Origin of the sequence: Streptomyces sp. MS06 (assembly GCF_047200655.1) — a bacterium.
Classification (GTDB): domain Bacteria; phylum Actinomycetota; class Actinomycetes; order Streptomycetales; family Streptomycetaceae; genus Streptomyces.
Genome location: NZ_JBJZOJ010000106.1, coordinates 1 through 11,612, shown reverse-complemented (window position 1 = coordinate 11,612; position 11,612 = coordinate 1). Strand labels below are relative to the sequence as shown.

General features: G+C 72.1%; 12 protein-coding genes. 3 read left to right on the top strand and 9 right to left on the bottom strand.

The features are described from left to right. Positions 1–908: SGNH/GDSL hydrolase family protein (locus ACL02U_RS32165; RefSeq protein WP_412794541.1), on the bottom strand; the 908-nt coding region annotated here is incomplete at its 3' end. Between the two features lie 258 nt (positions 909–1,166). On the opposite strand from ACL02U_RS32165, the gene ACL02U_RS32160 reads away from it, so the two are divergent. Further along, positions 1,167–1,661, top strand: coding sequence for a DUF3145 domain-containing protein (locus ACL02U_RS32160; protein ID WP_412794540.1), 495 nt, complete (start codon positions 1,167–1,169; stop codon positions 1,659–1,661). A 333-nt stretch (positions 1,662–1,994) separates the two neighbouring features. On the opposite strand, the gene fabF is transcribed toward ACL02U_RS32160, so the two are convergent. From fabF to ACL02U_RS32135, 5 genes are all read right to left on the bottom strand, one after another. Then, on the bottom strand, positions 1,995–3,260 hold the full coding sequence (gene fabF, locus ACL02U_RS32155) for a beta-ketoacyl-ACP synthase II (protein ID WP_412794539.1): 1,266 nt from the start codon (positions 3,258–3,260) through the stop codon (positions 1,995–1,997). Positions 3,261–3,346: 86 nt separating this feature from the next. Continuing rightward, positions 3,347–3,595, bottom strand: coding sequence for an acyl carrier protein (locus tag ACL02U_RS32150; RefSeq protein ID WP_004931691.1), 249 nt, complete (start codon positions 3,593–3,595; stop codon positions 3,347–3,349). Positions 3,596–3,692: 97 nt separating this feature from the next. Beyond that, positions 3,693–4,694 carry a ketoacyl-ACP synthase III gene (locus ACL02U_RS32145; protein WP_412794538.1) on the bottom strand — a complete coding sequence of 334 codons (1,002 nt, stop codon included), beginning with the start codon at positions 4,692–4,694 and terminating at the stop codon, positions 3,693–3,695. A 23-nt stretch (positions 4,695–4,717) separates the two neighbouring features. After that, a complete protein-coding gene (locus ACL02U_RS32140) occupies positions 4,718–5,629 on the bottom strand; it encodes an ACP S-malonyltransferase (protein ID WP_412794537.1) in 912 nt (303 codons plus the stop codon). Between the two features lie 89 nt (positions 5,630–5,718). Continuing rightward, the gene (locus tag ACL02U_RS32135) at positions 5,719–6,936 is read right to left on the bottom strand and encodes a PucR family transcriptional regulator (protein WP_412794536.1); all 1,218 of its coding nucleotides are present in this window, start codon (positions 6,934–6,936) and stop codon (positions 5,719–5,721) included. Between the two features lie 91 nt (positions 6,937–7,027). On the opposite strand from ACL02U_RS32135, the gene ACL02U_RS32130 reads away from it, so the two are divergent. Next, positions 7,028–7,690 carry a pirin family protein gene (locus tag ACL02U_RS32130; protein ID WP_412794535.1) on the top strand — a complete coding sequence of 221 codons (663 nt, stop codon included), beginning with the start codon at positions 7,028–7,030 and terminating at the stop codon, positions 7,688–7,690. Positions 7,691–7,873: 183 nt separating this feature from the next. On the opposite strand, the gene ACL02U_RS32125 is transcribed toward ACL02U_RS32130, so the two are convergent. The 3 genes from ACL02U_RS32125 to ACL02U_RS32115 all read right to left on the bottom strand — a co-directional run bounded on the left by ACL02U_RS32125 (position 7,874) and on the right by ACL02U_RS32115 (position 10,044). After that, a complete protein-coding gene (locus tag ACL02U_RS32125) occupies positions 7,874–8,182 on the bottom strand; it encodes a hypothetical protein (RefSeq protein WP_412794534.1) in 309 nt (102 codons plus the stop codon). 71 nt (positions 8,183–8,253) lie between these two features. Then, positions 8,254–9,651 (bottom strand): DUF4331 domain-containing protein, encoded by a 1,398-nt coding sequence (locus ACL02U_RS32120; protein WP_412794533.1) that lies wholly within the window; start codon positions 9,649–9,651, stop codon positions 8,254–8,256. Positions 9,652–9,720: 69 nt separating this feature from the next. Next, complete coding sequence (locus tag ACL02U_RS32115) at positions 9,721–10,044, bottom strand: hypothetical protein (RefSeq protein WP_412794532.1); 324 nt, start codon at positions 10,042–10,044, stop codon at positions 9,721–9,723. Between the two features lie 1,207 nt (positions 10,045–11,251). Between ACL02U_RS32115 and ACL02U_RS32110 the strand changes: the two genes are divergently transcribed. Then, complete coding sequence (locus tag ACL02U_RS32110) at positions 11,252–11,587, top strand: hypothetical protein (protein WP_412794531.1); 336 nt, start codon at positions 11,252–11,254, stop codon at positions 11,585–11,587. The last annotated feature ends 25 nt before the right edge of the window (positions 11,588–11,612 follow it).

The window sequence follows — 11,612 nt, the reverse complement described above, 5'->3', positions numbered from 1 at the left end:
TCCGCCGGCTCCCGCGCCGTGACCGTGCGGTAGGCGATCTCGGCGAGCCGGGCCTGGCCGTCCTTGCCGGGGTGGAACCAGTCCCAGGAGCTCAGCTGCGCGGCGCCGAAGCGGTAGTCGTGGACCGCGCCGCCGTCGTAGCGGCAGTGCCGGTCCGCGGCGCACACCTGCTCCAGCACCCGGTCGTACGCCTCCACCCGCTTGTCCACCTTGTCGCGCCGCGCGGTCGCCGCCGCGCCCAGGGACTCCGCGTCACTCAGCATCGACGGGCAGACGCCCAGCTTCCACACCTCCCGGCCCAGCGCGCTGGAACGCCCCTGGGACCACAGCCGCTTCAGGTCGGGCACGCTCGCCACGTACACCTCGGTCCGCGGCAGGGAGCGGCGCAGGGTGCGCATCGCGTTCTGGAAACCGGCCCGGAAGTCCGCCACCGAGGTCATGGCCGCGGGGGTGGCACGGCAGGCGTCGTTGGCGCCCACCATCACCGTCACCAGCTCCGGCCGGCGGGTCACCGCCCGCGCCATCTGGGCCTGCAGACCGGCCATGCGGGCGCCGGTCACCGCGTAGTTCCAGCTGTGGGTGGCCGCCCGTTCCCGGCCCAGCAGCCGGACGGCGAGGGAGTCGACCGCCGGGCTGCTGCCCGTGGCCCAGGACACCTCGGGGCAGTCCGCCAGCACGGCGCACGCGTCGAAGCCGCGGGTGATGGAGTCCCCGACCGCCGCGATCGAGTCCGGGCTGCGGTCCCAGGCCGGCGTCGGCGTGGGGGTCGGTCTCGGTGCCGCGCCGGACGCCGTGCCGGTCGGCGGCGGGGCGGGCCGGCCGCCGGCCGCTCCGCAACCCGCGGCGGTCAGGACGGCGGCCGCCACGCCGGCCGCCACGGCACCCACCCGCTGCCTCGGTTTCCGCATCCCTCGGTGATCCCCTCGCTCGTCCGGTACCGGCCGCGACGGCCTCCCTCATGACAACGTGCGCGGGTTCCCCGGTGGTGCCGTGCCGAGTCTCACACCCGGACAGGCGTCCCCCCGGGTGAATGGCTGCCCTTTCCGGGTACCGGGACCGACGGTACGTCACACTCCCCGCGCCGCCGCACGGTAGCCTCGCCCTCAACGTGGCTGTTTAGCCGCCGCCCAGCCCGCTGCAAGACGATCCGCTGCCCGGAGGTCCCGGTGACGACACGTGGAGTTCTGTACGTGCACTCCGCGCCGCGCGCGCTGTGCCCGCACGTCGAGTGGGCCGTCGCCGGGGTGCTCGGCACGCGCGTCAACCTCGACTGGATCCGCCAGCCCGCCGCGCCCGGCACCTGGCGTTCGGAGTTCTCCTGGCAGGGCGAGCCCGGCACGGCGTCCAAACTGGCCTCCGCGCTGCGCGGCTGGCACCTGCTGCGCTTCGAGGTGACCGCCGAGCCCTGCCCGACCGCGGAGGGCGAGCGCTACAGCTGCACCCCCGACCTGGGAATCTTCCACGCCGTCACCGGAATCCACGGCGACATCCTCATCCCCGAGGACCGGCTCCGCGCCGCCCTGCTGCGCAGCCGGCGCGGCGAGACCGACCTGGAGGCCGAGCTGTCCAGGCTGCTCGGCAAGCCGTGGGACGACGAGCTCGAGCCGTTCCGGTACGCGGGAGAGGGCGCGCCGGTGCGCTGGCTGCACCAGGTGGTCTGATCCTCCGCACCCCGGGGACGCCCCGGTCGCCGCGGACCCGCGGCGGAAGCCCCGGTCACCGCGGACGCGGGACCGCACCGGACCCGCGGACGACCACCGATCCGCGCCCCGTCCCGCCCGCGGGAACGACCACCGATCCGCGCCCCGTCCCGCCCGCGGGAACGACCGCCGACCCGCGACCCGTCCCGGCCGCGGGAACGACCGCGGACCTGTGACCCGTCCCGGCCGCGGGAACGACCGCCGGCCCGTGAAGGCCCGGAAACGCAGGGAGGGTCCCACCTGCCGGTGGGACCCTCCCGTGTCGTGTCACGTGCCCGCTCGCGCGGGTGTCACTCAGACGGTGCGGAACGCCAGGACCACGTTGTGCCCGCCGAACCCGAAGGAGTCGTTCAGCGCGGCGATGCGGCCCTCCACGGGCAGCTTGCGCGCCTCACCGCGGACGATGTCCGCGTTGACCTCGGGGTCGAGGTTGTCGAGGTTGACGGTCGGCGGGGCGACCCGGTGGTACAGCGCCAGGACGGCGGCCACCGTCTCCACGCCGCCCGCACCACCGAGCAGGTGGCCCGTCATCGACTTGGTGCTGGTGACCGCCATGTGGTCGACGTCGTCACCGAAGGCCTTGCGCAGCGCCTTGATCTCACCGATGTCGCCCTGCGGGGTCGAGGTGGCGTGCGCGTTGACGTGCACGACCTCGGCCGGGTCCAGGCCGGTGCCGTCGAGCAGGTTCTGCAGGGCGGCCGCGATGCCGGTGCCGGACGGCTCCGGCTGGGTGATGTGGTGGGCGTCGGCGGAGATGCCCTGTCCGACGGCCTCCGCGTAGACGCGGGCGCCGCGGGCCCTGGCGTGCTCCTCGGACTCCAGGACGATCACGCCGGCGCCCTCGCCGAGGACGAAGCCGTTGCGGTCCGTGTCGAAGGGGCGGGAGGCGCCCTGCGGGTCGTCGTTGTTCTTCGACATCGCCATCATGTTGCCGAACGCGGCGATGGGCAGCGGGTGGATGGCCGCCTCGGTGCCGCCCGCGACGACGACGTCGGCACGGCCGGTGCGGATCATCTCGATGGCGTAGCCGATGGCCTCGGCACCGGAGGCGCACGCCGAGACGGGCGTGTGCACGCCGGCCTGGGCACCGAGTTCGATGCCGACGTTGGCCGCCGGGGAGTTGGGCATGAGCATCGGCACGGTGTGCGGGGAGACCCTGCGGACGCCCTTGTCGCGCAGGATGTCGTACTGGTCCAGGAGCGTGGTCACACCGCCGATTCCGGAGGCGATGACCGCGCCGAGACGGTGCGGGTCGATGGCGGAGTCCTCGCCGGCCCTGCCGCTGAAACCGGCGTCCTGCCACGCCTCCCGGGCCGCGATCAGCGCGAACTGCGCCGAGCGGTCCAGCTTGCGGGCCTGCGGGCGGGGGATGATCTCGCCGGGTTCGACGGCGATCTGCGCGGCGATGCGGACGGGCAGTTCCGCCGCCCAGTCCTGCGTCAGCGGGCCGACGCCGGAACGTCCGGCGACCAGGCCCTCCCAGGTAGAGGCCGCGTCGCCACCCAGCGGTGTGGTTGCGCCGATACCGGTGACGACCACGGTGCGATTGGTCGAGCTCACGGGAATTCTTTCTCCAACGGATCAGAGGATCGAGCGGCGCCACCGCCGGGTGGCGGGGCCGGGGCACCCCGGCCGGAGCGGAAGACTCAGGCCTGGTGCTTGAGGATGTAGTCGGTCGCGTCGCCGACGGTCTTGAGGTTCTTGACGTCGTCGTCGGGGATCTTGACGTCGAAGCGCTCCTCGGCGGCGACGACGACCTCGACCATGGACAGGGAGTCGACGTCCAGGTCGTCGGTGAAGGACTTGTCCAGCTGGACGTCCTCAACCGGGATCCCGGCGATCTCGTTCACGATCTCCGCGAGACCGGCGACGATCTCTTCCTGAGTGGCGGCCATGGTGGCGCTCCTTCGTAGTTTTCCAGAGGTGGTGCCGCGTCAGCGGCGGGTGTGTTGCGGTTCCCGTACCGGCTGCACACGATCCGGCACGGAGTGCCTAGGGGAGGGTAACGACCGTCGCTGCGTACACGAGACCCGCCCCGAATCCGATGACGAGTGCGGTGTCACCGCTCTTCGCCTCCCCGGTGGCCAGGAGCCGCTCCATCGCGAGCGGGATCGAGGCGGCCGAGGTGTTGCCGGTGGTGCGCACGTCCCGGGCGACCGTGACGGACTCCGGCAGCTTCAGGGTCTTCACCATCGAGTCGATGATCCGCTCGTTGGCCTGGTGCGGGACGAAGACGTCCAGCTCGTCCGCGCCGATACCGGCCGCGTCAAGCGCCTGCTGGGCGACCTTCGCCATCTCGAACACGGCCCAGCGGAACACCGCCTGGCCCTCCTGCGTGATCGCCGGGAAACGGTCCACGGCACCCGCACGGTAGTCCGTCCACGGCACGGTCTGCTTGATCGTCTCGGACTTGTCGCCCTCGGACCCCCAGATCGTGGGACCGATCGCAGGTTCGTTCGACGGTCCGACCACGACCGCTCCGGCGCCGTCACCGAACAGGAAGGCCGTGGCCCGGTCCTCCAGATCGGTGAGATCGCTCAGCCGCTCCACGCCGATGACCAGGACGTGCTCCGCGGAGCCCTCCGTGATCAGGCCCTTGGCGAGGGTGAGGCCGTAGCCGAACCCGGCGCAACCCGCCGAGATGTCGAAGGCGGCGGCCTTGTCCGTGCCCAGCCTGTCGGCGATCTCGGTGGCGATGGCCGGGGTCTGCTTGAAGTGCGAGACGGTGGAGACGATCACCGCGCCGATCTGCCCCGCGGCGATCCCGGCGTCCGCGATGGCCTTCCCGGAGGCCTCCACCGACATCGTGGCGACGGTCTCCTCGTCGCTCGCCCAGTGCCGGGTCTGGATGCCGGAGCGTGAGCGGATCCACTCGTCGGACGAGTCGATCGTCTCCAGGATCACCTCGTTCGGCACCACACGGGTCGGACGGTAGCCGCCCACGCCGAGAATGCGCGCGTACGGGGCGCCCTTGCTGGCCTTGATCTTCGCCATGTCGGTCGGCTCCTTGGGGCGTCTCAGGCGTGCTCGGCGATGAGCTCGCGGGCGGCGTCGAGGTCGTCGGGTGTCTTCAGCGGCAGTGTCTTGACGCCGGGCAGGGCGCGCTTGGCGATGCCGGTCAGGGTGCCGCCCGGGCACACCTCCAGCAGCGCCGTGGCGCCCAGCTCCCGGAAGGTGTCCATGCACAGGTCCCAGCGGACCGGGTTGGCGACCTGGCCGACCAGGCGGGCGACCACGTCGTCGCCGGTCGCCGCGGTGAGCCCGTCCTTGTTCGAGACGTAGGCGACCTTCGGGTCGGCGGGCTCGAGGTCCTTCGCGGCCTCCGCCAGCCTGTCGACCGCGGGGGCCATGTGGTGGGTGTGGAAGGCGCCGGCGACCTTCAGCGGCACGACACGCCGCACGCCCTCCGGCTTGTCCTCGGCGAGCGCGGCCAGCTGCTCCCTGGTGCCCGCGGCCACGATCTGGCCCGCCCCGTTGACGTTCGCGGCGGTCAGGCCCAGTTTCTCCAGGTGCGGCACGGTCGTGGCGGCGTCACCGCCGAGCAGGGCGGACATGCCCGTCTCGGTGATCGCGGCGGCCTCCGCCATCGCCAGGCCCCGCTTGCGCACCAGCGCCAGCGCGGCGGTCTCGTCGAGGACGCCGGCGAGGACCGCGGCGGTGAACTCGCCGACACTGTGCCCGGCGACGGCCCCCGGCGAGATGTCACCGAGTGCCGCGGCGGACAGCAGGCCGGCCGCGACCAGCAGCGGCTGGGCGACGGCGGTGTCGCGGATCTCGTCCGCGTCGGCCTGCGTGCCGTAGTGGGCGAGATCCAGTCCGATGGCGTCCGACCACGCGGCGACGCGGTCGGCGGCGCCGGGGAGTTCGAGCCAGGGGGTCAGGAAGCCGGGCGTCTGGGCGCCCTGGCCGGGAGCGACGAGTACGAGCACTCTCACACTCTCTCTTGCGTACGGGCGCGGCCGCCCGTGGGGACTAGGACGAAGAACACGAGGGGGTTTTGTGGGCCCCCGACAAAAGACTAGGTCTGGGGATCTCCATCCACCAGACGCCCCAGGATCAGTGCGATGCGCAGGGTGAACGCGGAGCGTACATCGGAAGGCGACCATCCGGTGACGTCTGTCACACGTCGGAGCCGGTAGCGCACGGTGTTGGGGTGAACGAAGAGCATTCGGGCGGCGCCTTCCAGGCTGCTCGCCTGTTCCAGGTAGACACTGAGCGTCTCCAGTAGTGCGGAGCCTGCTTCCCCGAGCGGTCTGTAGATCTCCTCCACCAACTGCTCGCGCGCGGTGGGATCACCGGCGATCGCGCGCTCCGGCAGCAGATCGTCCGCGAGGACCGGCCGGGGCGCGTCCTGCCAGGCCGAACACGCCTTCAGCCCGGCCGCCGCGGCCTGCGCGGAACGCGTCGCGGCCAGCAGGTCGGGCACCACCGGCCCGGCCACCACGGGTCCCGCCGCATATGGTCCGATCAGGGACCTCGCCACTCCCAGCGGATTGTCGCTGCCGCCCGCGATCACCACCAGGCGGCTGCCCAGCACCCCGGTCAGCACCTGGAGCTTGGCGTGCCGGGCGGCCCGCCGGATCGCCTCGACGGTCAGTTCGGAGTCCCCGTCCGGTGCGGTGCCCAGTACGACGCACACGTACTCGGGGGAGTTCCAGCCGAGAGCGGCGGCCCGGCTGACGGCGCCCTCGTCGACCTCACCGCTGACCACCGCGTTGACGACCAGCGACTCCAGGCGCGCGTCCCAGGCACCGCGTGCCTCGGCCGCCTGCGCGTACACCTGGGCGGTGGCGAAGGCGATCTCCCGCGCGTACACCAGCAGCGCCTCGCGCAGCACCGACTCGTCCCCGGGCGCCGCGACCTCGTCGATCGCGCTCTCCATCACCTCGATGGTGGTGCGCACCATCTCCACGGTCTGCCGCAGCGTGATGGCCCGGGTCAGTTCTCGCGGCGCGGTCCCGAACACGTCCGTCGAGATGGCCTGCGGGGCGTCCGGTCGCCGGAACCACTCGGTGAAGGCGGCGATGCCGGCCTGTGCGACCAGCCCGATCCAGGACCGGTTCTCCGGGGGCATGGCCCGGTACCACGGAAGCGTCTCGTCCATCCGCGCGATGGCCTGTGCGGCGAGGCTCCCGGAGGACTTCTCCAGCCGCTTCAGGGTCGGGGCGTGCGGATGGGGGCGCGCACGGACGCCGGCGGGCGGCTGGTCGGGCTTGCTGGATTCGGGTTCGGGCACGGGGACAAGACTGCCTTATCGGGACGGGAGAGTGCGTCGCCGGGGGCAGGATCGGAGCGCCACCGACCCCGGAGGGCCTACCGTGACGGGCATGAGGGTGGACGTGCGGCACGCCGAGGAGCGCTATCCGGGGGGCGACCCCGCGGCCGGTATCGAGTCGCTGCACGCCTTCTCCTTCGGCCCGCACTACGATCCGGACAACCTGCGCTTCGGCGCCCTGATCGCCTGCAACGAGGAACGCCTCGCGCCCGGCGCGGGCTTCGACGAGCACCCGCACAGCCATACCGAGATCGTGACGTGGGTGGTGGAGGGCGAGCTGACCCACCGCGACTCCACGGGGCGCGAGACGATCGTCCGCCCCGGGGACGTGCAGCGCCTCAGCTCCGCGGCCGGGGTGCGGCACGTGGAGCGCAACGACGGCCCGGAGCCCCTGACCTTCGTCCAGATGTGGCTGGCCCCGCGCGAGCCCGGCGGCGAACCGGCCTACGGGATCGTCCGCGGCATCGCCGACTCCACCCCGTACGCCGTCCCGGAGGCCGGCGCGATGCTGCACGTAAGGCGGCTGGAGGCGGGGGAGCGGACGGCGGTGCCGGACGGGGCGTACGTGTACGTCCACGTGGTGCGGGGCGAGGTGGGGCTGGGGGAGGCCCGGCTCGGCCCCGGCGACGCGGCCCGGATCGGCGGGGCGCGCGGGGCCGAGCTGGTGGCGGTGACCGGGGCGGAGGCGCTGGTGTGGGAGATGGCGGCCCGCTGAGCCGCGCGGTCGGGGCCCTTCTCTCCCCGCAACCGCAGCCGCAGCCGCAGCCGCAGCCGCAGCCGCAGCCGCAGCCGCAGCCGCAGCCGGGGCCGGGGAGCGCCTCGCGCGGGGACCCGGCGCGGCCCGACTCACCGGTCGCGTGGGCGGGGCCCGCTGCTCGGAGCGGCGGCCGTCACGGTGTCAACAGTGGTACTCGGTGACCGTTCCGCCGTCGAGTGCGACGGTGCCGTGCGCGGTGCCGTCGTCGTTCCACACCGTGTAGGTGCCCGCCGGCAGGGGGGAGATGAGGACGCAGTACAGGGTGCGGTCGGCGAGGCGGCGGGGGCGCACGGCGGCGTGGGTGCGATGCTCGGGCCGGTCGGCCGGGCTGACGTGGATCTCGCGTCCGTCCTCGGCGGGCTCCGTGTGGATGATGAGCGCCGCGGTGTCCTCGCCGATCTCCAGGAGGACGCTGCCCGGTTCGGAGGGCTGGGAGTTGTGGTCGTGCACGGGAGGGGCTCCTGTCGCTCGGAGTGGCGGGGCCGCCGTACCCGGAAGGGCGGCCCCGCGGGTCGGTCGGGTCAGGAGGCGGGGTGGTGGTAGCCGTCGTAGGGGACGCCGAGGTAGGGGAAGGTGTCCAGGTACGGGTTGGCGAGGTCCGCCGGCGTCAGGCCGTCGGTCACCTTGGACGCCGCGGCGTCGGGGGTGTAGCCCTTGTCGACGAGTGGAAGGGTGGCGCCGGCCACCGCTCGCAGCTCCACGGTGACGACGTCGTCGTACACGCGGCGTCCGTTGGGGAAGCCGGCCGGGTCGCCGCCGACGAGGCCGAGGATGCTGGGCTTGCTGCTCGGGGGGATGGCGGTGTTGAGGCGGAGCATGTCGGCCTGGGTGGGGCCGGTGTGGTTCTGGAAGCCCGGGACGACGCCCTGCGGGATACCGGTGAGCAGGATGGCCAGCAGGTCGGCACGCGGTTTGCCGGACTTGTTGTAGGCGTCGAGCTGCGGGAAGACCCCGGGGTAGAGCACCGGGAGTAGCCTGGCCAGCTCGGGGTGGGCGACGTAGCTGGCGAAGCGCTTGTCGTCGGCCGGCGGGACCGCGTTCCACTCGTCCTTGGAACCGAGCGGTACCAGCACCTCGTTGAAGAGCGGGTTCCCGAGGCGGGAGACCTGGGTGTACGGGCCGGACTCGATGTCCTGGCCGTGGAGGGGCTCGAGGACGCGTGCCCGGCGCCGGCTCGCGGTGGTCCACACGCCGACGGTGGCGTGCGGGTCGGTGGCGTCCTTCGCCCGGTGCCCGTGGCGGGTGAGGTCGGTGACGGGCACCTGGATCGCCAGCGAGTGGACGTTCAGTTCCTTGGTGGTGTTGACGCCGTCGGCCGGCTGGGCGAAGACGCTCATCCCGAACTGGTTGTGCAGGTTCTGGAAGGGCCGCAGGTTTCCGAGGTCGAACACGGCACCGAGGTCGACGTAGAAGCCCTCGGCCCGCTGGCCGGCGAACACCTTCCGGTTCCTGCCGAGGGTGTGCACCGCCTGCTGGGCCAGCCTTTGGTAGTTCGGGGTGGACAGCGGGCCGATGTTGCAGGGCGGGCAGGTCAGGTGGCGGCCGAGCACCGAGTTCCGGCCGCCGCTCTCGCAGCGGGTGAGGGTGTAGGTCTGGTACCGGTTCCAGTTCGGCGAGTCCAGGCTGAGGACGGGCCCGGTGTTGTAGAGGAAGCTGTCCGGGTGGCGGAGCCGGGTGGTGAACTCGAACCGGTAGGTGACGTCGGGCCTGCCGTCGCCGTCGTTGTCGACATGGATCTCGTACAGCACGTCGTCGCCGAACTCGTAGAAGTTCGGGCCGCCCGCGGGGTTCTGCAGCGGGATGTAGTTGGCGATCAGCGTGACGGTGTCGGGGGCGTCGGGGCTGACGAAGGCGTAGACGTCGGTGCTGTCGGCGACCGGGTCCTTGGAGATCTCCGGGGCTTCGCGGTGGGATGACATCGGTACCTCACTGGGGTCGAGGGTGCGTCGGGCCGGCAGCGTCGGCTGCCGCGGTGGGCCGGAGCCCGGTCAGTGCAGGTGCCGCAGCAGGTCCGCGGCCAACGCCCGGTCGGTGACGTGGTGGTGCCGCTCTCCGTGGAAGAAGTCCATCTCGCCCTTCGCGGCATCGCGCACGTGCACCACCAGCGGCTCGTGCGGGCCCGCCGCTTCGGCCGCGGCCTCGGCCGCCGCCCCGTCCCGGCGCGGTGCGGCCGCGAGGGCCGGCTCCGCCGCGCCGAGCACGGCACCCGCGGCGAGACCCGCGAGACCCAGATGTGTCGCGCCGCGCATCACGCCGCGGCGGTCGATGCCGGAAGGTGCCTCCTGCTGGGGCTCGGGCTGCGAACTGTTCATGAGTACTCCTTGCGGTGGGGACGGACCGTGGCGAGCGCACCGGGGCAGGCGACCGGCAGGGTCGATCGCCGCGGCGTGATGCGGGGCGGTATCGGACCGGGAGTGGACAGGTCACCTGCAGCGGGCGCCCCCACGGTCTGACGGAAGAGACCGAAGGCGCCGAGGACGCGTCCTGCGGCGGACGCGAGGGCCTGTGGCAGAAGAGGCCGGCGCTTCGGCCCGAATGAAACGCTCGGCGTCACTCTCCGTCAAGCCTGCGTTTCCGCCGCGTGAGGGGAGGTGCGGGGGTGGTGGCGACGTCGCCGCAGTTCAGGCCGGATCGGCTGAGCCGAACGGGGGAATTCCGCTTCGGCTCCCCCGGTGGACCAGTCCGGCGCCGGAACCGCACCGGATTCCTCCCGGCAGAGGAACTCCGGGGAGGAGGTGGTCGACGGGGCGTCAGCCGCACATCGGAACGGATCCGGTGTCAGTGCTGTTCGGGCGCGGAGCCGACGGGGCGCCGCCGCTCGCCGCTGTCCTCGTGCCCGTTTCCGGCGGCGTCCGTGCCCGTGACGGGCTTTCGCCGGACCGTCGCACCTCGGCGACCTGCGTGCTTCCAGGACACCGAGGGCTTCGAACCGGCGCTGGCCGCAGGGGCGGGACGGCCGGCCGGGCGGAACGGCCGGCCGGGCGTCGAGCGGTACGGCCCCCTTTCGCAGTCCGCACGATGCGCTCGTGCCCCGGGAGCCGCTTCCCGTCACAACGTCTCGGGCGCGGCGGATCCGGTCCGAGTGCCTGCCGGGAAAGAGACTTGATCCGCCCTCTCATCGCCCGCAAACAACACATGATCAATCCAGACAAAGCGGATTGTTCCGGCCGGCCCGACCGGTGGCGGCCATTTGATTCACGTCAATCGAACTGCCGGTGAATCCCGGACAGACCGGAGGTAAACGACCGGAATCGAAGATAATTGAACTGGTAACCCTTCGACGCCTCGTCGTCTGCCGCACTACCGTGATCCACGCGGCATTTGATCTTGCTTTCAATTGCGGCGAGGCAATGCCGGTACGGGGGGAGCCAACAGGTACTACCGGCGAGCCGAGGTTTGGGCCTCGGCGCTTCCCTCTACTCCATCCCAGTGCGCCACTCGTCACACACGGAAGGAAAGAGGAAAATGAAACTCGGTAGAGCAAAGCGTTTCGCGGTCGCCTTTGCGGGGACCGTGGCATTGAGCCTGGGGACGGCCGGAGTCGCGGCCGCGGGCCAGGACGGCGGAGTCGTCTACAACCCGACCGGTGGGGCGTCCTCCTGGTGGAAGGCGTACGGGGACCACTACTGGGTCCACGACGCCGATGCCGACGGGCACTCCGCCGTCGGGAAGCTGTACGTGCCGTACCGGGGCACCGTCTACAACGACTGGGTGACCGGTGGTGCGGGCAAGTCCGCCGACTTCAACTACAACCTCAGCGAGGGCGCGGACGTCTACTACAAGTCGTGCGTGGGCGAGTCGGGAACCGGCTCCATCTTCTCGTGCAACTCCGACTGGTACTGGGCCCAGGCCTGATCCGCTGAGTCCGGACTGACGGTGG